At 70.6% G+C, this 23,460-nt stretch carries 23 protein-coding genes and 2 pseudogenes; 7 read left to right on the forward strand and 18 right to left on the reverse strand.

Annotated elements, in window-relative coordinates:
• The first annotated feature begins 238 nt into the window (after nt 1-238).
• On the forward strand, nt 239-1,360 hold the full coding sequence (locus OG842_RS09500; protein ID WP_266729209.1) for a substrate-binding domain-containing protein: 1,122 nt from the start codon (nt 239-241) through the stop codon (nt 1,358-1,360).
• Nucleotides 1,361-1,384: 24 nt separating this feature from the next.
• Here the strand turns inward: OG842_RS09500 and OG842_RS09505 are convergent, their stop codons facing one another.
• Entirely contained in the window at nt 1,385-1,861 is a 477-nt protein-coding gene (locus OG842_RS09505) for an ATP-binding protein (RefSeq protein WP_266729210.1), read from the reverse strand.
• Between the two features lie 217 nt (nt 1,862-2,078).
• Here OG842_RS09505 and OG842_RS09510 point away from each other — a divergent pair.
• Nucleotides 2,079-2,902, forward strand: a pseudogene (locus OG842_RS09510) (helix-turn-helix domain-containing protein).
• Nucleotides 2,899-3,102 (forward strand): DUF397 domain-containing protein, encoded by a 204-nt coding sequence (locus OG842_RS09515; RefSeq protein WP_266729211.1) that lies wholly within the window; start codon nt 2,899-2,901, stop codon nt 3,100-3,102. The pseudogene OG842_RS09510 and the gene OG842_RS09515 overlap by 4 nt, the downstream one beginning before the upstream one ends.
• 127 nt (nt 3,103-3,229) lie before the next feature.
• Here OG842_RS09515 and OG842_RS09520 read toward each other — a convergent pair whose 3' ends face one another.
• From OG842_RS09520 to OG842_RS09540, 5 genes and pseudogenes are all read right to left on the reverse strand, one after another.
• Complete coding sequence (locus OG842_RS09520; RefSeq protein ID WP_266729212.1) at nt 3,230-4,714, reverse strand: amidase; 1,485 nt, start codon at nt 4,712-4,714, stop codon at nt 3,230-3,232.
• Nucleotides 4,715-4,788: 74 nt separating this feature from the next.
• Nucleotides 4,789-4,983 (reverse strand): alpha/beta hydrolase, encoded by a 195-nt coding sequence (locus OG842_RS45180; protein WP_266729213.1) that lies wholly within the window; start codon nt 4,981-4,983, stop codon nt 4,789-4,791.
• A gap of 89 nt (nt 4,984-5,072) precedes the next feature.
• Nucleotides 5,073-5,756 (reverse strand): annotated as a pseudogene (locus OG842_RS09530) (alpha/beta hydrolase); the annotation flags it as partial.
• Nucleotides 5,731-7,038, reverse strand: coding sequence for an amidohydrolase (locus tag OG842_RS09535; protein WP_266729214.1), 1,308 nt, complete (start codon nt 7,036-7,038; stop codon nt 5,731-5,733). The gene OG842_RS09535 and the pseudogene OG842_RS09530, both read right to left, overlap by 26 nt.
• Entirely contained in the window at nt 7,035-8,285 is a 1,251-nt protein-coding gene (locus OG842_RS09540) for an MFS transporter (protein ID WP_266729215.1), read from the reverse strand. Before OG842_RS09540 ends, OG842_RS09535 begins: the two co-directional genes overlap by 4 nt.
• A gap of 116 nt (nt 8,286-8,401) precedes the next feature.
• On the opposite strand from OG842_RS09540, the gene OG842_RS09545 reads away from it, so the two are divergent.
• The 3 genes from OG842_RS09545 (at nt 8,402) to OG842_RS09555 (ending at nt 11,386) form a co-directional block, all read left to right on the forward strand.
• Complete coding sequence (locus OG842_RS09545) at nt 8,402-9,445, forward strand: Lrp/AsnC family transcriptional regulator (protein ID WP_266729216.1); 1,044 nt, start codon at nt 8,402-8,404, stop codon at nt 9,443-9,445.
• Nucleotides 9,446-9,754: 309 nt separating this feature from the next.
• Nucleotides 9,755-10,042: a hypothetical protein gene (locus OG842_RS09550; protein ID WP_266729217.1), complete on the forward strand. Its 288-nt coding sequence runs from the start codon at nt 9,755-9,757 to the stop codon at nt 10,040-10,042.
• Nucleotides 10,043-10,096: 54 nt separating this feature from the next.
• Nucleotides 10,097-11,386: an IS256 family transposase gene (locus tag OG842_RS09555; protein WP_443063973.1), complete on the forward strand. Its 1,290-nt coding sequence runs from the start codon at nt 10,097-10,099 to the stop codon at nt 11,384-11,386.
• 133 nt (nt 11,387-11,519) lie between these two features.
• On the opposite strand, the gene OG842_RS09560 is transcribed toward OG842_RS09555, so the two are convergent.
• The 3 genes from OG842_RS09560 to OG842_RS09570 all read right to left on the reverse strand — a co-directional run bounded on the left by OG842_RS09560 (nt 11,520) and on the right by OG842_RS09570 (nt 13,912).
• Nucleotides 11,520-12,380 carry a Gfo/Idh/MocA family protein gene (locus tag OG842_RS09560; protein ID WP_266729218.1) on the reverse strand — a complete coding sequence of 287 codons (861 nt, stop codon included), beginning with the start codon at nt 12,378-12,380 and terminating at the stop codon, nt 11,520-11,522.
• Between the two features lie 220 nt (nt 12,381-12,600).
• Nucleotides 12,601-13,032: a DUF7144 family membrane protein gene (locus OG842_RS09565; RefSeq protein ID WP_266729219.1), complete on the reverse strand. Its 432-nt coding sequence runs from the start codon at nt 13,030-13,032 to the stop codon at nt 12,601-12,603.
• A gap of 448 nt (nt 13,033-13,480) precedes the next feature.
• Entirely contained in the window at nt 13,481-13,912 is a 432-nt protein-coding gene (locus tag OG842_RS09570) for an acyl carrier protein (RefSeq protein ID WP_266729220.1), read from the reverse strand.
• 108 nt (nt 13,913-14,020) lie between these two features.
• Between OG842_RS09570 and paaI the strand changes: the two genes are divergently transcribed.
• On the forward strand, nt 14,021-14,455 hold the full coding sequence (gene paaI / locus OG842_RS09575; RefSeq protein ID WP_206433623.1) for a hydroxyphenylacetyl-CoA thioesterase PaaI: 435 nt from the start codon (nt 14,021-14,023) through the stop codon (nt 14,453-14,455).
• Between the two features lie 9 nt (nt 14,456-14,464).
• Here paaI and OG842_RS09580 read toward each other — a convergent pair whose 3' ends face one another.
• From OG842_RS09580 to OG842_RS09620, 9 genes are all read right to left on the reverse strand, one after another.
• A complete protein-coding gene (locus tag OG842_RS09580; RefSeq protein WP_266729221.1) occupies nt 14,465-15,094 on the reverse strand; it encodes a TIGR03086 family metal-binding protein in 630 nt (209 codons plus the stop codon).
• A gap of 92 nt (nt 15,095-15,186) precedes the next feature.
• Nucleotides 15,187-15,765, reverse strand: a complete 579-nt coding sequence (locus OG842_RS09585) for a GNAT family N-acetyltransferase (protein ID WP_371801155.1) — start codon at nt 15,763-15,765, stop codon at nt 15,187-15,189.
• Nucleotides 15,766-15,967: 202 nt separating this feature from the next.
• Nucleotides 15,968-16,774: an ABC transporter permease gene (locus OG842_RS09590; RefSeq protein WP_266729222.1), complete on the reverse strand. Its 807-nt coding sequence runs from the start codon at nt 16,772-16,774 to the stop codon at nt 15,968-15,970.
• The gene (locus OG842_RS09595; RefSeq protein WP_266729223.1) at nt 16,771-17,739 is read right to left on the reverse strand and encodes an ATP-binding cassette domain-containing protein; all 969 of its coding nucleotides are present in this window, start codon (nt 17,737-17,739) and stop codon (nt 16,771-16,773) included. Before OG842_RS09595 ends, OG842_RS09590 begins: the two co-directional genes overlap by 4 nt.
• Nucleotides 17,740-17,831: 92 nt before the next feature.
• Nucleotides 17,832-19,259, reverse strand: a complete 1,428-nt coding sequence (locus OG842_RS09600; protein ID WP_266729224.1) for a class II 3-deoxy-7-phosphoheptulonate synthase — start codon at nt 19,257-19,259, stop codon at nt 17,832-17,834.
• Nucleotides 19,256-20,062 carry an indole-3-glycerol phosphate synthase TrpC gene (gene trpC, locus OG842_RS09605; protein ID WP_266729225.1) on the reverse strand — a complete coding sequence of 269 codons (807 nt, stop codon included), beginning with the start codon at nt 20,060-20,062 and terminating at the stop codon, nt 19,256-19,258. The genes OG842_RS09600 and trpC overlap by 4 nt, the downstream gene beginning before the upstream one ends.
• Nucleotides 20,059-21,093 (reverse strand): anthranilate phosphoribosyltransferase, encoded by a 1,035-nt coding sequence (gene trpD / locus OG842_RS09610; RefSeq protein ID WP_266489921.1) that lies wholly within the window; start codon nt 21,091-21,093, stop codon nt 20,059-20,061. The genes trpC and trpD overlap by 4 nt, the downstream gene beginning before the upstream one ends.
• Nucleotides 21,086-21,673 carry an anthranilate synthase component II gene (locus OG842_RS09615; RefSeq protein ID WP_266729226.1) on the reverse strand — a complete coding sequence of 196 codons (588 nt, stop codon included), beginning with the start codon at nt 21,671-21,673 and terminating at the stop codon, nt 21,086-21,088. Before OG842_RS09615 ends, trpD begins: the two co-directional genes overlap by 8 nt.
• On the reverse strand, nt 21,670-23,208 hold the full coding sequence (locus OG842_RS09620) for an anthranilate synthase component I family protein (protein WP_266729227.1): 1,539 nt from the start codon (nt 23,206-23,208) through the stop codon (nt 21,670-21,672). Before OG842_RS09620 ends, OG842_RS09615 begins: the two co-directional genes overlap by 4 nt.
• Nucleotides 23,209-23,460 lie beyond the last annotated feature (252 nt).

A 23,460-nucleotide genomic window follows, 5' to 3' on the forward strand; every position in this document is an offset into this window, starting at 1 on the left:
AGAAAGCGATCAACATCGATAGAGAACGAAGATCCACGACGGGCCGAGCCTCGGCACGCACGACGCACCCAGGCGCGAACGGACACCGACCCACCTGCCGAAGCACCTGGTGAGGAGCCCTTGGTGCGGAATGAGCGAGCACTCCGCCTTCCGCGCCGCCAGGACGTGCGATAGAACATGACCGGCAAAGAGAAACCGAACGAAGCAGAACGATCACCAGAACAGCGGGAGCGACTGCATGACGCTGGCGTCGGAACGGCAGGAACTCATCCTCGCCGCTGTTCGGGAGCAGGGCACCGTACGCCTGGCCGATCTGGTCGCACGGCTCGGTGTGACCGCGGTGACCGTCCGGCGGGACGTGACGATCCTGGCCGACCGGGGCCTGGTGCAGCGCGTGCACGGCGGGGTCACCCAGCCCCACCGCGCCCAGCCGCCCGAGCAGCGGGCCCTCGCCGCCTCCTCCCCCTTCGGCCGGCTGCCCGGTCAGGCCCTGGTGGGCATGGTGGTCCCCACGGTCGAGTTCTACTGGCCGCCCGTCATCCAGGGCGCCCAGTCGGCCGTGGCCGCCGCGGGCGGAAGGCTGGCGCTCCGCGGTTCCGCCTACGACGCCGCGGAGGACCGGCGCCAGGTCTCCGCGCTCCTCGACCGCGGGGCACGTACCTTGCTGATCGCCCCCACCACCACCGGAGAGGCCGGCCTGGATCTGCTGCGCTGGCTCGGCGGCCTCACCGTCCCGGTCCTGCTGGTCGAGCGTCTCCCGCCGCCCGCGCTTCCCACACTGCCGCTCGACGCGGTGACCACCGCGCACAGCCTGGGGGCGGGCCTGGCGGTGCGGCACCTCGTCACACTCGGGCACCACCGGATCGCCTTCATCACCGCCCGATTCAGCCCCACGACCCAGGCCCTGCTCGAAGGGTGGCGGGAGACCGTCGCCTCTCTCGGCCTGCCCGGCCGCGAAGACCTCGAATTCGACGTACCCGCCTACGGCTCCCCCGGCTGGACCGACGCGTACGACGTCGTACTGCGACGCTGCCAGGACGCAGGCGTCACGGCCCTGTTCGTGCACTCCGACAGGGAAGCCATCGGCCTCACGGAGCGCGCCCGCGACCGGGGGCTCACCGTCCCCGACGACCTGGCCGTCGTCTCGTACGACGACGAAGTCGCCGCGGCGTCCGACCCTCCGCTGACCGCCGTCCGCCCACCCAAACACCGGCTCGGCTCGGTCGCGGCCGAAATGGCCCTCGCCCGCATGGCCGACCCGACCGAACGCCCCGTACACCGCGTGCAGTTGTGGCCCACCCTCGTCGTCCGCGCGTCCTGCGGGGGCGCCGGGACCGCTTCGGCACCAGCCGACTGGTAATTGACGTACCGCGGCCGTGTGACGTCAGGTCAGGGCGACCTCGCACCAGACGGTCTTGGTGTACGGGTCGCCGTCGGTGACGCCCCAGTGGGTGGACAGGGCTTCGACGAGGAGAAGGCCCCGGCCGGTGTCCAGGTCGGGGGACGGCGGCGGAATCGCGCCGGGAGTGGGTGGGCGGCGCTCGGGACGCGCGTCCGTGACTTCGATACGGAGGGCCTGCCCTCCCGGGCGAAGGGTGAGCCGCAGGCGGAAGTCGCGGCCCCGTACCCGTCCGTGCCGCACCGCGTTCGTGGCGAGTTCGGCCACGAGAAGGCTCACCGTCCGGTTGGCCTCCGTGTCGCACGGCCGGCCCCAGCGGTGGAGTTCCTCGGCCGCGAGGCGGCGGGCGAGGCGGGCGCCGCGCGGTGTGGCCGAGAGAAGAATGGCGAAGTGGCGGGCGGGAGCGGTGTGTTGCTTGGGCCCGGGGCGGAGTGCCGGCGAGTGGGCAGTATCGCGATTCATGTCACTCAGCGTGGTCGGCCACCTCTACCCTGACCAGTAACGATGGCGGTACGCAACGTCACTGTCCGGGTGTTGTACGGCTCTGTCCGGGCGGCGTGGCGTTACGCGGTGCGCCGACGAGGAGTTGGGTACGGACGTGGCGGACGTGGAGGACGTGGAGGACGTGGAGGTGCGCGAACGTGGTGTGACGGGGCAGGGAACGCAGGGCGGCGACGGGATGGAGCCGTACGACGGTGACGACGAGGAGTCGGCGGCCGTACTGCGGACGATCGGCCGGGTCGTGAAGTCGTGCCGCGAGCGGAAGAGGCTCACCCAGGCCGAGTTGGGCACGGCCATCGGCTACAGCGAGGAGCAGGTCTCCTCGGTGGAGCGGGGGCGGCGGGCGCCGAGTGAGGTGTTTCTGGAGAAGGCCGACAGGGTGCTGGGGGCCGGTGGGCTGATCGCGGGGTTGAAGAAGGATGCGGAGGAGGCCCGGTATCCGAAGAAGGTGCGGGATCTGGCGAAGCTGGAGGGGAAGGCGGTTGAGCTGTGCGCCTACGCCAACTCCGTCGTCCACGGCCTGCTTCAGACGCCGGACTACGCGAGGGCGTTGTACGGGATGCGGCGTCCACCTTTCACCGAGGAGGAGGTTGAGCGCCTTGTCGAAGCACGCTTGGGACGTCAGGAGATCTTCGACCGGCAGCCCGCGCCCGTGTTCAGTTTCGTTCTGGAAGAGGTGACGCTGCGCCGTCCGCTCGGGGGCAGAATGGTGATGCGGAAGCAGCTCGAACACCTGTTGGGCGTCGGTCGGCGACGGAACGTGGAGATCCAGGCCATGCCCACGGATCGGGAGGACCATGCCGGCCTTGCAGGGTCGCTTCAGCTGCTGCGGCTTGAGAAGGGGACACCGTGGGGCACAACGAGGTCCAGCTCACCAGTCGGCTGATCTCCCACCCCAGGGAGCTCCAGATCCTTGAGATCCGCTATGGCATCATCCGGGCCCAGGCCCTCACGCCCCGTGAGTCGCTGGCCTTCATCGAGAAAGTGCTGGGAGAAACATGATGGCCAACCCCTCGGGGAACGGTTCCGCGCTGGAGTGGTTCAAGAGCAGCTACAGCACGAATGACGGCCCGGAGTGCGTGGAGGTCGCCTTCGCCCCCAGGAGCATTCACGTACGCGACTCGAAGCATGCGCAGGGCCCCCAGCTCGCCTTCGGGCCCCGCCAGTGGGCCGCCTTCGTTTCGTACGCCACCGATCACTGAGGCACGACCCACTGACGCCCCGCGTCCGGTTCCGTACCGGGCGCGGGGCGTCGGGCGCGATCTCTTGACGCACGCCCCCTCCCGCCCTCCTCCTGCCCTACACCAAGTGTCTGGTCAGGGCCGACGATCAACCGGCGGCTGACTGTGCGAGAGGTGCTGGCAGGGCGGTCGGCCGATGGGCCGGGGTGTAGGCCCAGGGGCGGAGTTGCTCCAGGACCTTGCCGATGCGGAAGACGGTCGGGTCGTCGTAGGTTTGGCCGACGATCTGGACGCCCGTCGGCAGGCCCCAACTGGATTGGCCGCTGGGCACGTTGAGGACGGGGCAGCGGTTGCTGATGTTGAAGGGCAGGGTCATGGCCGCCCACAGCGGCTCGCCGTGGTCCTCGTCGTTCACCACCAGGCGCCCCAGGAGATCGTCCCCGGCGGGCAGCCCCGGAACGGCTGTGGTCGGGCAGATGAGAGCGTCGAAGGGGGCCATCGCCTCGCCCAGTTCGCGCTGCAGTCGGGTCTCCACGCGCAGACCGTCGAGGTAGGTGACCTGCTCACGGGCGACGGCCATGGTGTCGGCGAAGGCTGCCGCGTACGGCGACATCTGGTCGCGGTGCTCGGCTTCGATCTCGCGGACGAGGGCGCCGAAGATGGTGGAGAAGTGCCCCGCGACACTGATGAGGAGGTCCTCCTTGGTCCAGGGGAGTTCGATCTCCTCGACGATCGCGCCCGCGTCGGTGAGGGCGCGGGCGACGGCGCGGGTGTTGGCCTCGATCTCCGGGTGGATGTCGTAGGCACCCAGGCGGAGGCACAGGGCGATGCGCATCCCCGCGACCGCGTCGTACTCGGCCGGCAGGACGAGCTTCGGGCGCAACGACACGTGGTCGCGCGGGTCGGGTCCTGCCAGGACGTTGGCAAAGGTGATGCAGTCGTCGACAGTGCGTGCCATGGGGCCGTCGCCGCGGTAGTGGTCGGCAGACAGCGGCGCCATGCCGGGAATCCGGCCGTAAGGGGCTTTGTAGCCGACGGTGCCGGTGAAGGCGGCGGGTATGCGGGTCGAGCCGCCGATGTCGGAGGCGGAGGCGAGCAGCGCCGTACCGGCCGCGAGGGAGGCGCCCGCGCCGCCGGACGAGCCGCCAGGGGTGAAGTCGGGGTTCCACGGGTTGCGGGTGATGCCCCACAGGCGGCTGTGGGTGAAGGTGGCGATGGAGAACTCGGGGGTAGCGGTGCGGGCGTGGATGATGCCGCCGGCGTCGAGGATCCGGTCGATCACCGGGGCGTTCTCGGTCGCTGTGATGCCGACGTTGACGAGCGAGCCCTCGGTGAGGGGGCGCCCGGCGATGGCGTGCTTCTCCTTGGTGGCTACCGGGATGCCTTCCAGCGGGCGCGGCGCCAGTCCGCCCTTGCCGAGGAAACGGTCCTCGGCGTGCCGGGCCTGTTGGAGTGCCTCGTCGAAGAGCTGCTCTGTGAAGGCGTTGACGACTGGTTCGGTCTGCTCCGCGCGGTCGATGACCGCGCGCATCAGCTCCACCGGGGAGAGTTCGCGGGCGTCGAAGAGCCGTCGGGCCTCGGTGGCGCTGAGGTAGGCGAGATCGAGATCGGTGCTGGAGCCGTTCGAGTTCATGCGGACGTCCTTTTGGAATGAAATGAGGGGAAGGAAAGGGGTGGCAGTCGGCCTCGTGGCGGTGCCTGCCTGTGTCAGCCGATCAGCCGTTTGAGTGCGGTGTTGATCCAGGCCGTCGCCTCGGCGGCGGGGCTGAGGTGGTCCATGCCGTAGAAGCCGTGGACGAGGCCGTCGAACCGCCGGTGTTCGACGCGTACGCCCGCGCCCCGCAGCGCTTCGGCGTATGCGTCTCCTTCGTCGCGCAAGGGGTCGTACTCCGCCGTGGCCACGACGGCCGGAGCGAGCCCGGCCAGATCCTTCGCCCGCAGGGGACCCGCGGGTCGTCGCCGAATGCGGCGGAGGCAGGATCGGAGCCACCGACTCCGAGGTACTGCTCGAAGAACCAGTGCAGTTCCGTGGTGGTGAGGAAGCAGCCTTCGCCGTTCTCGGCCCGCGAGGGGTACGCGCCCGCCATGTCCGTGCTGGGGTAGACCAGCAATTGGGCGGCCAGCGGCAGCCCGTCGGCGTGGGCCTGCTGTGCGCACACGGCAGACAGCGTCGCCCCCGCGCTGTCGCCGCCGACGACCAGCCGGGCAGCGTCGCCGCCGAACGCGTCCACGTGGCGTGCGACCCAGGTCAGGGCGGCGTACGCGTCCTCGACCGCTGCGGGGAAGCGATGCTCGGGCGCGAGCCGGTAGTCGACGCTCACCACGACGGCGTCGAGGTCGCGGCACAGGGTTCGGGCCTGCACGTCGTGTGTGTCGAGGTCGCCGGCCACCCAGCCGCCGCCGTGCAGGTACACCACCGTCGGCACCGGCGTCGCGGCGTGCGGCCGGAAGACGCGGGCCGGAACGGAACCCGCCAGCACGATGGAGGCCACCTCAGCGACCTCGGGCTTTGTGGCCGGGTCGAGCTGGTCGACGGTCAGCGCCCGCAGCCGGGCTCTGGCTCGTGCCGCGTCGCTCTCCACTCCCCCGGAGGCGTCGAGTTGCTGGAGGCTTCGCAGAAAGGCGGCGATACCCGGATCGAGAGGCACGTCACCTCTCCTGACGGTCGGAAGCACGGTCGTCCTCGGTGCACAGCCAGTGGGCGGCCGCCGCGAGCAGCGCCGTCACGCCGGTGTGGATCGTGGGCTCCGGAACGGGGGCGAAGTACGGGGAGTGGTTGGCGGGGATCGTGTCGGGCAGGCCGTCCGTCAGCAGGGCTTCGGGGGTGCGGTGCTGGAACAGTGCCAGGTCGGCGCCGCCGAAGTGCCAGAAGACCGAGGGGACACCGAGGGCTGTCCCGAAGACACCGAAGTCCTCGCTGCCGGTGAGGGGCTCGGGCAGGGTGAAGACCCGTTCCTCGCCAAGGACTTCGGCGATCGCGGTCAGTACGGTGCCCGTTGCCGCGGTGTCGTTGACCGTGACGGGGAAGGAGTTGAGACCGGTGATCTCGGGCTCCTTGGGGGCCCCGGACGCGGCAGCCTCGGCGCGGACGATCCGTTCGACGGCCGCCAGGACCCGGTCCCGTACCGCGGGAGTCATGGAGCGGATGTTGATCCGCAGCTCTGCGGTGTCGGGAATGATGTTCTCCTTCGTCCCGGCGTGCAGCGATCCGACGGTCACCACGGCGGTCTGCGCCGCCCCCACCTCCCGGGAGACGACCGTCTGAAGCCGCATGACGACCGCGGCGGCCATGACGATCGGATCGACGGTGGTCTCGGGCGTGGACCCATGTCCGCCACGGCCGTGGAGGCGGACCCGCAGGCTGTCGGAGGCGGCCATCACCGGCCCGGGGCGGGTGCCGACGAAGCCGACGGGGGCCGGGGACACATGCTGACCGAGGCAGATGTCGGCGCGCGGGAACCGCTCCAGGAAGCCGTCCTCGATCATGGCCGGCGCCCCGCCGATCTCCTCGGCCGGCTGGAACACGGCGACGACCGTGCCGCGCCATTCCGCACGGGCGGCGGCGAGTTGGTCGGTCACGCCGAGCAGACAGGTGACGTGCATGTCGTGGCCGCAGGCGTGCATGACGGGAACCTTGTTGCCCTCGCCGTCGACGGCGGTCTCCCGGGAGGCGTACGGCAGTCCCGTCCGCTCCTGGACCGGGAGCCCGTCCATGTCGGCGCGGAGCAGGACCACCGGGCCCTCGCCGTTGGCCAGGACCCCGACCACGCCGGTGCCGCCGACGCCCTCGGTGACCTCCCAGCCCTGCTTCCGCAGCCGGTCGGCGACGACTCCTGCGGTGCGGAACTCCTGGAAGGACAGCTCGGGGTGGGCGTGCAGATCCTCGTAGAGGGCGCGCAGGCCGGGCAGCCGGTCCGGGAAGCCGGACAGCAGGCGGGTGACGGAGGCGGCGGTCATGAGTGCTCCTTTGCGGGTGCGGGCAGGTCGGGCAGGCCGGTGGCGGTCCGGAAGGAGGCGGTGTCCTGCGGGGTGAGGAGAGCCATCACGGCGGCGATGGCCGCGCCGAGCACCAGTGAGGCGAAGGCCACCTTGAAGGAGAAGGCGTCGGCGAGCGCACCGATGACGGGCGGGGCGACCATGCCGGCCACCTGGCCGCCGAAGACGATCGCCCCGCTGCCCACGCCGATGTCCTCGGCCGCCAGCCCACCCAGCGGAACGGCGAGGATCGGCATGTAGCAGAGGGAGACGGCGACCGAGGCGAACGTGCCGAAGACGACGAAACCGGTGAGCGACGGCGAGAAGACCATGAAGAGCAGCGTGACGGCGGCCACCGTCATGCTGGGCACGATCACCTTGCGGTGATGGCCGCCCAGCCGGTCCGCGAGCCGGCCGCCTACGACGATCGCGCCCGCCGCGGCGAGGGCCGGGATCGCCACGAGAGCTCCGGCCGAGGCGAGGGAGACGCCGTACTCTTCACTGACGTAGGACGGGATCCAGGTGTTGAGACCCCAGACGATCATGCTGTAGCCGAACATCATGGCGCTGAAGCGCCAGATCACGCCCAATCGCAGAACGCCCCCCGCGCGCCGCCGGGCGACGCGGGTCTCCGGCTCCACCAGCGGCAGTGGCGCGGGGAGCCACACACGTATCGCCACCAGGACGAAGACGCCCAGGGCCGCTGTCGAGAAGAACGCCGAGCGCCAGCCGAAAGCGGCGATCAGAGGCGCGACGAGGAGCGGGGTGAGGACGCCGGCGAGCGCGTTGGAGCTCATGATGACGCCGTTGGCTCCCATCCGTTGCGCCGGTGTGGTCCGCTCGACGAGGACCTTCATCGAGGCCGGCGGGAAGACGCCCTCGGCGGCACCGAACGCGAACCGCATGAGCAGCAGGACGGCGAACGACCAGGCGAAGCCCGTCAGTGCGGTGAACACGGACCAGGACAGCAGAGCCCAGAGCATGACCCGCTGGGCGCCGTACCGGTCGGCGAGCATCCCGCCGGGTATCTGGCACAGGGCGTAGGCGAGAAAGAACGCCGAGACGATCAGGCCCTGCTCCCCCCGGCCCACGTCGAACTCGGCTCCGATGGAGGGCAGGGCCAGATTGATGACGAGCCGGTCGGCGTAGTCGACCAGCCAGGCGATGAACAGCAGCACGATCGTGATCCGGACGGTTCTCCGGGTGGACTGCGGGGGCGGAGCAGACACGTGGCACTCCTTCGACTCCGGGTGACCGAGGCTGGGCATCGGCCGGAAGTGCCCCTACGATCCGGTCTGTGACCGGACTTCCCGGAGAATTGCAGGAAAACATCTTGGGAGGAGCCATGGCCCCCGATTCCCGCGAGGCCGGTGAGGGCGAGCACTTCTCCGAACTGGATCTGGCTCTCGTCGACGCTCTCCAGGCCGCTCCCCGAGCACCGTGGTCCCGGATCGGCCGGGCACTCGGCGTGGACGCGACCACGGCGGCTCGCCGCTGGGAACGGCTGCGCGCGAACGGCCTGGCCTGGGTCAGCGCGTACGACTCCGCGAAGTCGGCGACCGTCGCCTACGTCGAGGTCCGGTGCCGACCCCGGGCCCTGGACTCCGTCGGCGCCGCCCTGACCGGCATGCCCTGGGTCTTCAGCGTCGACGAGACGGCCGGTGACTTCGATCTCCTGGCGTCGGTCGTCGCGGCCGACCTGCCCGCCCTCGGTCGCTCGGTGCACGGCCTGATCGGCGGCCTGAAAGGCGTACGGTCCACCCGCACGCGCCTCGGCATCACCCTGTACAGCGAGGGCGGCGACTGGCGAATGCGAGCCATGGAGCCCGCCGGCCACGCGGAACTCTCCACTCCGCGCGCCTCACGCCCGACCCCGTACAGCGCCCACATGCACCACCGGCCGCCGCCCGCGGACCAGGCCCTCCTGGAAGCCCTCGGCCGCGACGGACGCCTCGGCTACACCGGCCTGGGCGCCGCGACAGGCATGAGCGAACACACCGCCCGACGCCGGCTCCAGCGGATGATCCGGGACCGGGACATCACCTTCCGCTGCGACCTGGCCCACCCCGTCGCCGGGCTCTCGACGGTCGTGCTCTACCGCACCGCGGTCCCGCACACCCACCTCGCAGGCACGGGCAATGCGCTGGCCCGGATGGAAGAGGTTCGCCTGGCCGTGTCCATCAGTGGTTCCGACAACCTGCTCGTGATGGTCTGGCTGCGCGGCCTGCACGCCATCGACCCGTTCGAAGCGCACCTCGCGGAACGCTTCCCGAACCTGAAGGTCAACGACCGCACCGTCGTCCTCCACTCCCGCAAACGCATGGGCCGACTCCTCGACACCACCGGCCGTGCCATCGGGCACGTCCCCTTCTCCCTGCCACGGGTCTGACCCCGGTGCGTGCCGATCTCTGAACTCAGAAGACCGAAAGGGCTTTCGCCCCCCATATTTCCCGGCGGAATCGGCAACTGGCGGCCGGGGCCGCTTCGGACGCGGTCGCCGTGTTCGGCGTCTCGGCGGGCCGGTGCGCTTCGGCTCGGGCGTCCGGTGCAGAAACCGCAGGTCAGCGGCCCTTTTCAGCGGGCTCAAGGATCGCGACACACTCAACGTGATGCGTCATCGGAAAGAGGTCACCTGAACCGGAGGCCCACATAGTCGCAGGTCAGAGGCATCTGCCCCGTCCAGCCAAAGGGTGATGGCATGGCCGGAGCGTCAAACGAGCGTCACCGTGGTGGCGCTGCAGCGTCGACGAAATGGGACCGGGAGATGGCCAGGAGAGATGCCTTGGACCTAGCCGAGATGATGCGGGTCCCGGTCCGGACGGCCGAGCGTGCGTTCGACGAATTCGACAGGGAGGACGGCGATGAGTTGGCTGTTGCCGTCATCGTCAGCCTCGCCAACGACCTCCTCAGGCTCCCGTCTGCCTACATCGAACTGTGGCAGCGGTGCCCGACCGAGCATCGTCAGGGCTGCAGCCCGGAGTGCTGACCTAGCAAGGGAGTGTTCAATGAACGGCGGATCCGATGATCAAGGAGACGCCGGATGAGCGACACCACCATCGAGCAGATAGCGGCCGACGAGCCGACCTCCGTGGCCGTGCCGGCGAGTGACGAGCAGTTGGTCGCGATGCTCGTGGACCGGGCCCGGTCGGAGGGCCTGCGGCTGACCGGCGAGGGCGGGCTGCTCCAGCAGCTGACCAAGCGGGTGCTGGAGTCCGCCCTTGAGGGCGAGATCACCGATCACCTCGGATACGAGAAGCACGACGCCGAGGGCCGGGGCAGCGGCAACTCCCGTAACGGGGCGCGGGTGAAGACGGTGCTGACCGATGTCGGCCCGGTCGAGGTCAAGGTCCCCCGGGGCGTGGCCGGCACCTTCGAGCCGGCCATCGTCAAGAAGCGGCAGCGGCGCCTGACCGGTGTGGACGAGATGGTGCTGTCGCTGTCGGCGAAGGGCCTCACGCACGGGGAGATCTCCGCGCACCTGGCCGAGGTCTACGGCGCGAGCGTCTCGAAGGCGACGATCTCCACGATCACGGACAAGGTCATGGACGGGATGGCGGAGTGGGCCAACCGGCCGCTGGACAGCGTTTATCCGGTTCTGTTCGTGGACGCCATCAACGTGAAGATCCGGGACGGGCACGTGGCGAACCGCCCGATCTACGTGGTCATGGCCGTGACCGCCGAGGGCCACCGCGACATTCTGGGGATCTGGGCCGGCGACGGCGGCGAGGGCGCGAAGTACTGGCTCAGCATCTTCACCGACCTGAAGAACCGGGGCGTGGACGACGTCCTCATGCTGGTCCGCGACGGGCTGAAGGGCCTGCCCGAGGCCGTGGAAACCGTCTGGCCTCGCACGATTGTCCAAACGTGTGTCGTTCACCTCCTGCGGAACTCCTTCCGGCACGCGGCCCGCCAGGACTGGGACAAGATCGCCAAGGCGCTCAAGCCCGTCTACACGGCACCGAACGAGGCCGCGGCGACCGAGCGGTTCAGCGAGTTCCAGGAGACCTGGGGGAAGAAGTACCCGGCTGTTATCCGGCTCCGGGAGAACGCCTGGGCCGAGTTCGTGCCCTTCCTCTCCTTCGACGTCGAGATCCGCAAGGTCATCTGCAGCACGAACGCGATCGAGTCCGTCAACGCCCGCATCCGCAAGGCCGTCCGCGCCCGCGGACACTTCCCCAACGAGGGTGCCGCCCTCAAATGCGTCTACATGGCCCTCATGAGCCTGAACCCCACAGGCAAGGGCCGCAAGCGGTGGACCATGCGCTGGAAAGCACCCCTGAACGCCTTCCAGATCGCCTTCGAAGGCCGGCTCACCCCGGCCGCCAACTGACCCACAACAAAAACCAGATCAGCCGTTTACTGGACACACCCCTGCCGGACCGAATCCCTTCGCCTGCCGGCAACCCGCGCGGGCATCACGGCACACCCGCACCACCGGGGCCCTACGGTGCGGTGGACCCGGCTCAGCGGGCGTCGGCGGGCGCCTCGCGCAGGGCGGTGGCGACGGACTCCAGCACCTCGATGGGGCGCAGCAGGTCCCCGTAGCCGATCGGCGGCGTGCCCGTGCGCGCCATCTCCAGGAACGCTTCGAGGCCGGGTACGCAGTAGTCCGCACCCGGGGTGAGGGTCTGCTGCACCATGCTCTGCCGGGTGAACGTCATCGCGTGGAAGGGGATCTGGTCCGTGCTGCCCGGCCTGACGAGGTTCACGACGACGCGGGTGTCACCGGCGGTGAACGAGGCGACGACCGTGGTGCCGGTGATGTCGGTGCGTACGCCGGAGATCTCGCCGGGGGCGAGCCTGAGCGCGATGTCCACCGCGTGGATGCCGTAGAAGAAGATCCCGCCGTGGTCACCGTCGGGATCGGCCGGCCCGGACACCACGACCAGCTGCGGCGTACCGCCCTGCGCCGACCGGGCCACCAGCGCTTCGGTGTCGGGAATCCAGCGGAGCGCCGAGGAGGAGGTGAGCGGTGCGTTGTGGGCGCGTGCGGTGTCGATCATGGCCCGGGCGTCCGCGACGGTGCGGCTGAGAGGCTTGTCGACGAAGACCGGAAGGCCCGCGGCCAGCAAGGGGATCGCCTGCTGCCGGTGGTTGGCACCGTCCCGGTCCGCGACGACGACCGCGTCGACCAGCCCGATCAGGGCGGCGGGCTCATCGACGATCTCCGCGATCCCGCCGGTGGCCGCCAGCGCGACATTGCGCCGACCGCGCCCACCGCTGAGCGCCACGACGCGCGCGTCGCCGGTCGCCCCGTCGCCGTTGAGGTGGCGCACGATCTGGTCGACATGGCTGTTGTCCGTGCCGACGATCCCGATGCGCATCCGGAGAGCTCCCCTTCGAGGTGACAGGTCTGTGGAATCACACCCTCCCGGGCGTGAGGGGCGCCCCTGCGCAGCGCAGCACCGAGTCTCCCACGGGGGACGAACGGGGCACGAGGCAGTGTCCCGGTCGAACTGCCCCCGTGACCGATCCCATGCCCTGATGGCCCGTCCGGTACCTCGTGCCGACGCGGCCCGGATCGAGATCGTGACCCACTGGAGGTCACCGGCTGTCGTCGGCTCCGACATGGAACCTCGTCAGTGCAAAAAGGATCACCAGGTCGAGCGCCCTGACGGGGATGGCCCACGCCGGGTAGTACGGAACGAACATGAACTGTGTGATCAGACTGATCCCCGCCGCAGCCACGCCGGCCCCACGGCCCCAGCTCTTGTTCGACAGGATCGCCAGGCCGGCGACGACGAGCGCCACACCGACCACGAGGTGGATCACGCCCCAGGCCGTGAGATCGAACCGGTAGGCGTACCGGGTCGAGACGGCGAACAGGTTGTCCTCTGCGATACCGGACGCACCCACGAGAATGCTGAGCGGCCCGCTGAGCATCAGCAGGGCCCCGGCTGTCTGGGACGCACCGTCGATCTTCGCGCTGCCGGACCCCCGGTGCCCCGGCGGCGTCTTGTTCGGGATCGCTGTCATGGCCGCAGCCTTCCTGTACAGCATGGCCACGGCCGCCCACCGTCCGGCCCGGTGCCCGAAATGGGTCACGGTACGTACGGCAGAGAAATGGACGGCCCTCGGAGCAATACACGGAATTCCCCCTGCCGTGTTCGACGATCTGACCTGGCTCCCTCCATCGCGTCGGCCGGTGCCATATATTTCGATGCACCGAACGAACACACGCACGAACGGCTGGCAACTCGTCGGGAATGACCTTACGTTGCCGTCCGTCACGCAAGGTGGTTCATCTTGACTGCACAGGCATCCGGAGAATCCGACGGAATTCCCGAGGGTACGGGGCCGGTTCCCGAGCACCCCTCCCCAAGAAATGCGGAGAACTCCCCCCGGGGGGTGTTGTTGTCCCCTGGGAACCGAATGCTCATTCCGATGACGGCGATCGCCTCGCGCTTCTCCAGAAGTAGGCTCCTCAGCAGGGCATCGGGGCGGGGCGAGGCCGTTTCGGCCACTGGTGGAGCTCCTTGAGAACGTCGTTGACCAGGTTTTTCGTGGACACTTCCGCATCCTGCTGGGCCTTGGGGCCGGGCGCGGCGGCGGAGAAGAGTTCGGGGACCACCTCGGTGGTCAGGAATTCGACGAGATCCCGGACCGCCGGGTGATTGAAAAGGAAGGTCGAATCGAGCGGCCGGCCCGTTTCCTGTTCGAGGCGCCGCCTGGTTTCGACGACACCAAGCGAGGTCGTTCCGATTTCGAAACAGCTCACCTGAAGAGGCAGCACATCCTCCTCACCCGTCATCAGTTCACGCTCGAACTCCGCGACGACCAGCGACTCGAGAAGCGTCCGGCATTCGGACGGCGGAATGTCGAACAGTTCCTGAAGCCAGGGGGTGCGCGAAGTCATGCTGCTTCCATGTCGCGGACATCCGGTTCCGGTTGACCGCACTGGTCACGAATGGAAGGATCGGAGCTTCCAAGTCCGGTATTGCACAAGGGAATTGAGGACTGCGTCATGACGGGGACCATCGGGGAGCCGGACCTTGAGACCGCGGCCCGCCGCCGCGCCGAGGACCTGTACGCGAAGGACCGCACCTGTGAACTGCTCGGCATCGACCTGCGGGACGCCGGCCCGGGGCGGGCGACCGTGGGAATGCGGGTCGCGGAGACCATGGTGAATGGCCACGGCACCGGGCACGGCGGCTTCCTCTTCCTGCTGGCCGACGCGGCCTTCGCCTTCGCCTGCAACACTCATGGCCCGGCGACCGTGGCCCAGGGCGCGCAGGTCACCTTCCTCCGCCCGGCCGAGGTGGGCGACGACCTCGTCGCGGAGGCGGTGGAGCGCAGCCGGTTCGGCCGCAGCGGTGTGTACGACGTGACCGTACGCCGTTCGGACGGAGTACCGGTCGCCGAGTTCCGCGGCCAGAGCCGTAGTCTCCGGGAGCGGTGACCGGGTCCGTCACTTCGGCGGCCACCAGGGGTCGCGGCCCAGCGACGCGAGCAGGCGGTCCTCGGCACTCGCCGGGCCCGCCAGTTCGACCGCCGGACGGAACGAGGCACCGGGGCGCTCCCGCGACGGCCCGCTGGGCACCTCCTTGCGGGCCACCTCCGCGGCGGCGAGGACGAGGTCCTCGTCGTACGCCGCCGGGATGCCGAGCGAAGCCGCGACGTCCCAGCCGTGCACCACGTAGTCCACGAGGTGGAAGCCGATCGCGCGCGGGGCGGCGAACGTCATCGTCGGGTGGATCCACGGCAGGACGACCGTACGGTCCAGCACGCCGTCGGCGGCGAACGCGTCGAGGACCCGGTCGACGGAATCGGCGTACGCGCGGCGCGGATCGTCGAGCGGCGTCTCCTGCCAGACCGCCTCATCGACCGGTCCGCCCCCGGCTGCCGCGGCGAAGCCGAGGTGCTGCGCGGCCATGTGGGCGAGGAGGCGCCGCAGGGACCAGCCGCCGCACGGCGTGGGGGCGTCCCACTGGTCGTCGCGGGCCAGCGCGACGATCTCCGCGCTGCGCAGTACGGCCCGGCGGTCGAGCTCCCGGACCTTCTCCCGCGACGGGTCCGTGCTCGCGTCCGTGTCGGTCATGGTCGGCCCTTCTCCGGTGTGTTCTCCCGCCACCGGCGCCGAACCCGGTCCGAGCGGCGTGGTACCGGGGCGGGGGCCGGGCGGTCGTCGGTCTAGTCGGTCCCGGCAGGCTCGGCCTCCCGGGCAAGGATCGCGTAGACGTACTCGCTGCCCCAGCCCCGGCCGTCGCGGTCGCTCTCGATCAAGTGCGCCTCCCGGCGCATCGAAAGCCGCTCGCAGATCCGCGCCGACGCCGTGTTGTCCGCGTCGAGGCGGGCGAACAGCCGGTGCACGGACAGCTGTTGGAAGGCCAGATCACGCAGGGCGAGCGCCGCCTCGGTGGCATAGCCCCGGCCTCCGTGGTCGGGGTGGAAGACCCATCCGATCTCGGCCTGCGCGGCGTGCACACTCGACAGCGAGACCACCACCTCGCCGATCACCCCTGGAGTGTCGCGACGGCAGACCGCCAGCGTCAGGCTGTCGCCGTCCTCCTTCCAGTGGGTGCCCCGTCCGATGCGTTCGATGACCTCCGCGCAGCGCGCGCGATCACGCGGCGGCCGGTAGAGATACCTGGCCACCTCGGGCAGCCCTTGATACGCGTGCATGTCGTTCAGGTCGTCCTCCGCGAAGAGCCGGAGAACCAGCCGGTCCGTTGTCAACGGCCCCGAGAAGACAGTCGTGTCCATACTCATCCGGCTTCCTCGAAATCCGTGATCGCCGTTTCGTCATCAGCAACCTAGGCCACCGCCGCGCGACCTGGCCAGGGAATTCGGCAGGCGCTGCTGACCGGGTAACCGTGCGGGCCGGGCTCGGGCGGTCTTCGCGGCAGGCTCCGGAACCGCGGCGGTGGCCGCACGTCCCGGAACGGGCGCCCACCGCCCGTGCCCGGTGCGGTCACCTGCCCAGCCGGCGGCGGTACGCGCGCATCGACAACGGGAAGAAGACGGCCACGAAGCCGGCCATCCAGGCCAGGCCTCCCAGCAGCGGGCCCATGACCTGTCCCTCGCCCAGCAGTAGTGCCCGGTTGACGTCCGTCATCAGGGTGACCGGGTTGATGTTCACCCATACCTGTACCCAGCCCGGCATGGAGTCCGCGGCGGCGAAGACGTTGCTGCCGAAGCTCAGCGGCATGACCGCGCCGATCAGGACGCCGGGGACGGCGGCCGGGGAGTCGAGCAGGATGCCCACCAGGATCGCCATCCAGCAGATGCACAGTCCGAAGGCGATCATGAGACCGACCGAGGCCAGGACAGCCACCGGATTGGTGTGCACCCGGAAACCCATGAGCGTGCCGACGGCCAGCACCACGGTGACCGACACGAGGTAGCGGGCGACATCGCCGATGACGATGCCCGCGAGCGGGGCGGACCGGGCGATCGGCAGGCTGCGCAGCCGGTCGAAGAAACCCTTGGAGATGTCCGTGCACAACGCGACGCCGGTGCCGATGGTGACGTAGAGCGGGCTGAACACCATCAGTCCGGGCACCAGTTGCTGAAGGTAGCCGTCCCGGTCGCCGCCCCCGATGGCACCGCTGAACAGCAGCGTGAACATGAACAGCATCAGCAGCGGCTGGAGTGTGACGTCGAGGATCGCCCCGGGACTCTTCCTGAGCTTGGTGATGTTCCGGGAAGCCAGGGACAGTGTGCTCCCGACGGCTTCGAGGGGGCCCACGGGAGGGCTCGTACGAGTGGGGGTCGTCATCGCAGCTTCTCTCCCGTGAGGGTGGCCCGTACGCCGCCCGGGCTGGTGATCGCGAGGAACGCCTCGTCCATGGTGGGCAGCCGCAGGCCGAGTTCGTCGAAGGCCACCTCGGCCGCGTCGAGCTTGTGGACCAGGGCGGAGAGGAGCTCCGGGTCCTGGACCGGCACGGTGAGCCGGCCGGTGTCCTCGTCCCGGGCCGGCAGCTGCCCGGTGAGGCCGAGGATGATCTCGGCGACGGTGTCCACCTGCTCGCGGCGGGCGGCCCGGACCTCCAGGGTCTGTCCGCCGGTCATCCTCTTGAGCTCGTCCGGACGTCCCTCGGCGACGACCGTTCCGTGGTTGAACACGGTTATGCGGTCGGCGAGTTGGTCTGCCTCCTCCAGGTACTGCGTGGTGAGCAGTACGGTGACCCCGTCGGCGACGAGTCTGCGCACCGTGTCCCACACCTCGTTGCGGCTGTGCGGGTCGAGGCCGGTGGTCGGCTCGTCCAGGTAGAGCACGGAGGGCCGGCCGACCAGGCTCGCCGCGAGGTCGGCACGGCGCCGCATGCCGCCCGAGTAGGTCTTGACCGGACGCGACTCGGCCTCTGCGAGGCCGAAGTCGGCCAGCAGCTCCCGGGCCCTGACGCGGGCATCGGCGGCCGGCAACCGCAGCAGCCGGCCGATGAGCGTGAGGTTCTCGACCGCGCTGAGCTCCTCGTCGAGCGCCGCGTACTGACCGGTCAGGCCGATGATGCCGCGCACCCCGACCGGGTCGCGGACCACGTCGTACCCGCCGACCACGGCGCGGCCCGCGTCCGGGGTCAGCAGGGTCGCGAGAATGCGTACGGCGGTCGTCTTCCCGGCTCCGTTGGGGCCGAGGACGCCGTGTACGGTACCGGCGGGCACGGCGAGGTCGACATCCCGCAGAGCTGTCGTCTCCCGGTACCGTTTGGCCAGTCCCTCGGCCTCGATCGCGAGCGGCATCGAAGTTTCCCTTCGGTAGTCCGGCGGGCTCGATGTTTCCACCGGCCGGATCGGAGTCACAAGGTCGTTAAGCCCACGTCTAATCGCACCGCTCAGGCGGAGTACTGGGCCCTGAGCAGATCGGCGACGCCGAAGGCCAGTTCGATGGACTGGACGGCGTTGAGGCGTGGGTCGCAGGCGGTTTCGTAGCGGGTGCCGAGGTGGCGGTCGACGATCTCTTCCAGATCTCCGCCGAGGCATTCCGTGACGTCGTCACCGGTGAGTTCGAGATGGATTCCGCCGGGGTGGGTGCCCTCTTCCCGGTGTACGGCGAAGAACTCGCCGATCTCGGCGGTGATGTCGCCGAGCCGGCGGGTCTTGTAGCCGCTCTCGGAGACGAACGTGTTCCCGTGCATGGGGTCGCAGGCCCACACCGGGTTGTGACCGGTGGAGCGGACCGCGTGCAGCAACGACGGCAGCAGCTCGGCGGCTCTGCCGACGCCGAGCCGGGTGATCAGGACCAGCCTGCCGGGCTCACGAGCCGGGTCCAGGCGTTCGCACAGTTCGCGCAGACCGGCCGGGGTGGTGCCGGGGCCGACCTTGACGCCGACCGGATTGCCAACACCGGAGAGCAGCTCGACGTGGGCGCCGTCGGGACGACGGGTGCGGTCGCCGATCCAGAGCATGTGGGCACTGGTGTCGAACCAGGTGCGGCGGTGCTCGTCGTAGCGGGTCAGCGCCTGCTCGTAGTGCGGGAGCAGCGCCTCGTGCGAGGTGTAGAGCTGGATCTGGTGGAGCGCTGCCTGGGCGCGGGTGTCCACACCGCACGCCGACATGAAGCGCAGCGCCCAGCCGACGTCGTCCGCGGCCCTCTCGTAGCGGCGGCCGGCCGCGCTGCGCCGGACGAACTCCTGGTTCCAGCCGTGGGCCTGGCCGAGATCGGCGTAGCCCCCGAGGGTGAGGGCCCGCAGGACGTTGAGGGCCGCGGAGGAGTGGTGGTACGCGCGCAGCATCCGGTCCGGGTCGGGGCGGCGGGCCTCGGCGGTGAACTCCGGGGCGTTGACGATGTCGCCCCGGTACGTGGGGAGTTCGAGGCCGTCGGCCACCTCGGTCGGGCTGCTGCGCGGTTTGCCGAACTGGCCGGCGATCCGGCCGACCTTCACCACTGGCAGGCCCGATCCGTACGTGAGCAGGACGGCGACCTGAAGGATCACGCGGAGCTTGCTGCGGACGCCGGCCTCGGTGCAGGAGGTGAACCGCTCGGCGCAGTCACCGGCCTGGAGCAGGAAGCCCCGGCCGGCCGCCACACCGGCGAGGGCGCCGCGCAGTCCCATGATCTCGTCGGGCAGGACCAGCGGAGGCTGGAGGGCCAGGGCGTTCTCCACCCGCTGCAGGGCCTCGGTGTCGGGCCAGTCGGGCTGCTGTGCGGCGGGCAGGGCGCGCCAGGATCCCGGTGTCCAGGAACCGGGGGCCCGGGACCCGGGACCGGCGGCCGGCCCCGCGGGGGTCGCAGTGGTCGACGGCAGGCTGGTGATGGTCATCCGATCAGCTCCTTGATCACGGCACCGGGGTGCTCGGCTCGCATGAGGAGTTCGCCCACGAGGACGGCGTTCACTCCGGCCCGTTCGAGTGCGCGGGCGTCGTCCGCCCCGCGTACACCGCTCTCGCCGACCATGACCGGTCCCGTTCCGGTCCGGTCGGCTCCGATCCGCTCGCGCAGCCGGGCCGACAGCGTCCGGTCGATCCGGAAGTCCCGCAGGTCACGGTGGTTGACGCCGATGGCGGTGGCACCGGCGGCGAGCGCGATGTCCACCTCGACCTCGTCGCGCACCTCGACCAGCGGCTCCATGCCCAGCTCCCGGGTGGCCACGACGAGTTCGGCCAGCCGGGCGGCCGGCAGCGCGGCGACGATGAGCAGCAGCGCGTCCGCGCCGAACGCGCGGGCCTCCGTGATCTGGTACTCGTCGACGACGAAGTCCTTGCGCAGGACTGGGATGTCCACCTCGGCGCGTGCGGCGGCCAGGTGTTCGGGGGTGCCGCCGAATCCGGCCTCGTGGGTGAGGACGGAGAGGGCCGCGGCCCCGCCGGCGGCATAGGCGCGGGCCAGTTCGGCCGGCCGGTAGTCCTGGGTGAGCGGGCCCTTGGAAGGGCTGCGGGGCTTCAGCTCCGCGATGACGCCGAGCCCCGGGGCGCGCAGCGCCGCGATGAAATCCCGGGGTGCCGGTGCGGCGGCTGCCCGGGCGGCGAGTTCGGCCGGCGGACGGACGGCCCGGCGGCGCTCGGTCTGCAGCCGGGCCTCGTCCACCAGGGTGGCGAGGATGCCGGTCGGTGGTGCGGTTGTCACGCGGACACCTCCAGTTCGGCCCCGGCGAGCTGCCGGGAGACGGTGGCCCAGCGGGCCAGCAGGGCTTCGGCGTCGCCGCGGTCGAGCGCCCGCGCCACCAGGCCGAGGGCGGCGGGCCAGCTGTCCGCCGTGCCGGCGACGCGCAGTGCGGCGGCGGCGTTGAGCAGCACGGCTTCGCGGGCCGGGCCCGGTTCGCCGGCCAGCACGCGACGGATGATGGCCGCGTTGACGGTGCGGTCGCCGCCGGCCAGGTCGGCGGGGGTGTACGGGCGCAGGCCCAGCCGTGCGGGGTCGAAGCGGTACGCGTCGCGGCTGCCGTCGGGCAGCAGCTCGACCACCCGGGCGGGTGCCCCGGTGCTGAGTTCGTCCATGCCGTCCTCGCTGTGGAACACCATGGCGCGCCGGGCGCCGAGCCGGGCCAGCACTTCGGCCATCGGCTCGACCAGGTCGGCGCTGGGGACGCCGAGAGTGCGCAGCCGGGCTCCGGAGGGGTGGCAGAGCGGGCCCAGCAGGTTGAAGACGGTGCGGGCGCCGAGTTCGCGGCGCGGGGCGGCGGTGTACCGGAAGGCCGGGTGGAACTCGGGCGCGAACAGGAAGGTGATGCCGGTGGCGGCCAGGCAGGCGGCGGCCGCCCGGGGCCCGAGATCGATCCGGACCCCGAGCTCCTCCAGGACGTCGGCGCTGCCGCAGGCCGAGGAGGCGCTGCGGTTGCCGTGCTTGGCGACCCGGGCGCCGCAGGCGGCGGCAACGATCGCGGACGCGGTGGAGATGTTGAAGGTGTTCAGGCCGTCGCCGCCGGTGCCGCAGGTGTCCAGCACGTCGCCGTCGAACGGCACGGGCGTCGCGAACTCCTGGGCGGCGCGGGCCATCCCGGTCAGGTCGTCCACCGAGGTACCGCGCACGGTGACGGCCAGGGCGAAGCCCGCGATCTGGGAGCCGGTGGCCTCGCCGCGCATGATCGTACGCATGGCGGCGGCGGCCTCCGGCTCGGTGAGCGGGCGCCTGGTGATGGTCTTCAGCAGCTCAATCAACGTGACACTCCAGGAAGTTGGCGATCAGCTGCTTACCTTCGGGGGTGAGCACCGATTCGGGGTGGAACTGCACGCCGAAGGTGGGGTGTTCGCGGTGGCGCAGGCCCATGAGGGTGCCGTCGGCGGTGCGGGCGGTGCTGGTGAGAACGGCGGGGAGGCTGTCCGGGTCGACCACCAGCGAGTGGTAGCGGGTGGCGGTGAAAGGGTCGGGCAGGGCCGCGAGGACGCCGCTGCCGTCGTGGTGGACCGGTGAGGTCTTGCCGTGCACCGGGGTGCCACGTACGACGGTCGCGCCGAATGCCTCGGCGATGGCCTGGTGGCCCAGGCAGACCCCGAGGATGGGCAGCCGGCCGCTGAGCGCCCGGACCGCCTCGACGGAGAGGCCGGCTTCGGCGGGGGCGCCCGGTCCGGGCGAGATGAGCAGGAGGTCGTGGGCGGCGAGCTCGTCCAGGGTGGTGGCGTCGTTGCGGAAGACGTGCGGGGCGCCGCCCATCTCGCCGAGGTAGTGCACCAGGTTGTAGGTGAACGAGTCGTAGTTGTCGATGACCGCGACGCGGGGCGCAGCGGGCGGGGTCGTCATGCGTGGGCCTCCGCCCGATTGACGGCGGTGATCACGGCGCCCGCCTTGTGGAGGGTCTCGCGGAACTCGGCGCCGGGGTCGGAGTCGGCGACGATGCCGGCTCCGGCCTGCACATGGACCTGCCCGTCGGCGACGACCATGGTGCGCAGCACGATGGCGAAGTCGGCGAGGCCGTCGTGGCCGGCGAAGCCGAGCGCGCCTCCGTAGACGCCGCGCTGCTGGGGCTCCAGTTCGGCGATGATCTCCATCGCCCGGATCTTGGGGGCCCCGGAGAGGGTGCCCGCGGGGAAGGTGGAGCGCAGCGCGTCCAGCACGGTGCGGCCTTCGGCGAGCCGGCCGGAGACGGTGGACGACAGGTGCATCACGTGGGAGAACCGCTCGACGCGCATGATCTCGTCGACGGTGACGCTGCCGGTCTCGGTGACCCGCCCAAGGTCGTTGCGGCCGAGGTCGACGAGCATGACGTGCTCGGCGCGCTCCTTTTCGTCGGCGAGGAGCTCGTACTCCAGGTCGAGGTCGGTCTCCGGGTCCGGGTGCCGGGGCCGGGTGCCGGCCAGCGGCCGGGTCTCCACCCGGCGGCCCTCGGCCTTGACGAGCAGCTCGGGCGAGGCCCCGATGACGTGCCGGCCGGCGCCCAGGCTCAGGTGGTACATGTACGGCGACGGGTTGGTGGCCCGCAGGTGCCGGTAGAGGTCGAGCGGCTCGGCGCGCAGTGGCCGGCTCAGCTGCCGCGAGAGCACAATCTGGAAGGCGTCGCCGGCCGCGATGTACTCCTTGGCCCGTTCGACACTGCTGCGGAAGGCCTCCTCGGTGAGGTTCGCGGTCCAGCCGGCCGTGGGGTCGGCGGCCGGACCGGCCGGCAGGATCGGGCGGCCGGAGAACCGGGGGCCCGGGATCGGCTCGCGCAGCCGCCGCCCCATGTGCTCGATCCGCTCGACGGCCTCCTCGTACTCCTCGGCGGCCGGCCGGTGCAGGGTCATCAGGAGCACGCGCTGGGTGGCGTGGTCGAAGACGATCAGGTCGTCGGCGGCCAGGAAGGCGGACTCGGGGAGTCCGGGCGGCGGTCCCGCGGCAACGGGCAACTGCTCGAAGTGGCGTACGGATTCGTATCCGAGGTAGCCGACGACGCCGCCGTGGAAGGGCGGCAGGCCTGCTACGGGCGCCTCCGAGGCGGCGAGCCGGGCTTCGAGGGCGGCCAGCGGGTCGCCGTCGGGCAGGTCCAGCGGGACCGGGCGGTGGCCGACGTACGAGTAGCGGGCGAAGCCGCCGGAGACGGGCACGCTCTCCAGCAGGAATCCGGGCTCGTCGGACCCGCAGAGCAGCGCGAACGCGGCGACCGGGGTGAGGGTGTCGGTCAGGAACTCCTGGCGGAGCGGGACGACTTCGTGGGTCCGGCCCAGTGCGGCGGTGGTGGCCCGGTCGGGCACGGTCGCGGGCTGGGCCGCGGGATGAGTCGCGGGCGGGGCCGCGGCTGTCGCCTCGACGGCGGCTTCGGTGAGGGCCGACACAGGTGTCCTCCAAGTGAATTCGGTCATCTTCGGTACTGCGTCGGGAGGGGGTGTCCGGACCGGACCGTAGCCCCGTGGCCGGGTACGCACCATGAGTTTCAATTTCCGCCGAAGGATCCCCGGGCACCCCACCGCGACCCGGCGGACGCCGCCCACCTGCGCCGATACCTCCCCGGAGGGCAAGTTTCCGGCCGGTAACAGTGAAGAATTCATATTCCGGATGGAGAAGAACTCATACCGGGAAATGCGAATTACTCACGTTGCAAAGAAACAAGCCGA

The organism is Streptomyces sp. NBC_00376, assembly GCF_036077095.1.
GTDB lineage: Bacteria > Actinomycetota > Actinomycetes > Streptomycetales > Streptomycetaceae > Streptomyces.

Excerpts from the sequence above, each read along its gene's own strand:
- OG842_RS09555 (WP_443063973.1), top strand. The coding sequence starts at position 10,097 with ATGAGCGACACCACCATCGAGCAGATAGCGGCCGACGAGCCGACCTCC.
- OG842_RS09505 (WP_266729210.1), bottom strand. The coding sequence starts at position 1,861 with ATGAATCGCGATACTGCCCACTCGCCGGCACTCCGCCCCGGGCCCAAG.
- paaI (WP_206433623.1), top strand. The coding sequence starts at position 14,021 with ATGACGGGGACCATCGGGGAGCCGGACCTTGAGACCGCGGCCCGCCGC.
- OG842_RS09585 (WP_371801155.1), bottom strand. The coding sequence starts at position 15,765 with ATGAGTATGGACACGACTGTCTTCTCGGGGCCGTTGACAACGGACCGG.
- OG842_RS09520 (WP_266729212.1), bottom strand. The coding sequence starts at position 4,714 with ATGAACTCGAACGGCTCCAGCACCGATCTCGATCTCGCCTACCTCAGC.
- OG842_RS09500 (WP_266729209.1), top strand. The coding sequence starts at position 239 with ATGACGCTGGCGTCGGAACGGCAGGAACTCATCCTCGCCGCTGTTCGG.
- OG842_RS09590 (WP_266729222.1), bottom strand. The coding sequence starts at position 16,774 with ATGACGACCCCCACTCGTACGAGCCCTCCCGTGGGCCCCCTCGAAGCC.
- OG842_RS09545 (WP_266729216.1), top strand. The coding sequence starts at position 8,402 with ATGGCCCCCGATTCCCGCGAGGCCGGTGAGGGCGAGCACTTCTCCGAA.
- OG842_RS09570 (WP_266729220.1), bottom strand. The coding sequence starts at position 13,912 with ATGACTTCGCGCACCCCCTGGCTTCAGGAACTGTTCGACATTCCGCCG.
- OG842_RS09595 (WP_266729223.1), bottom strand. The coding sequence starts at position 17,739 with ATGCCGCTCGCGATCGAGGCCGAGGGACTGGCCAAACGGTACCGGGAG.
- OG842_RS09560 (WP_266729218.1), bottom strand. The coding sequence starts at position 12,380 with ATGCGCATCGGGATCGTCGGCACGGACAACAGCCATGTCGACCAGATC.
- OG842_RS09615 (WP_266729226.1), bottom strand. The coding sequence starts at position 21,673 with ATGACGACCCCGCCCGCTGCGCCCCGCGTCGCGGTCATCGACAACTAC.
- OG842_RS09535 (WP_266729214.1), bottom strand. The coding sequence starts at position 7,038 with ATGACCGCCGCCTCCGTCACCCGCCTGCTGTCCGGCTTCCCGGACCGG.
- OG842_RS09565 (WP_266729219.1), bottom strand. The coding sequence starts at position 13,032 with ATGACAGCGATCCCGAACAAGACGCCGCCGGGGCACCGGGGGTCCGGC.
- OG842_RS09620 (WP_266729227.1), bottom strand. The coding sequence starts at position 23,208 with ATGACCGAATTCACTTGGAGGACACCTGTGTCGGCCCTCACCGAAGCC.
- OG842_RS09580 (WP_266729221.1), bottom strand. The coding sequence starts at position 15,094 with ATGACCGACACGGACGCGAGCACGGACCCGTCGCGGGAGAAGGTCCGG.
- OG842_RS09515 (WP_266729211.1), top strand. The coding sequence starts at position 2,899 with ATGATGGCCAACCCCTCGGGGAACGGTTCCGCGCTGGAGTGGTTCAAG.
- OG842_RS09550 (WP_266729217.1), top strand. The coding sequence starts at position 9,755 with ATGGCCGGAGCGTCAAACGAGCGTCACCGTGGTGGCGCTGCAGCGTCG.
- OG842_RS09600 (WP_266729224.1), bottom strand. The coding sequence starts at position 19,259 with ATGACCATCACCAGCCTGCCGTCGACCACTGCGACCCCCGCGGGGCCG.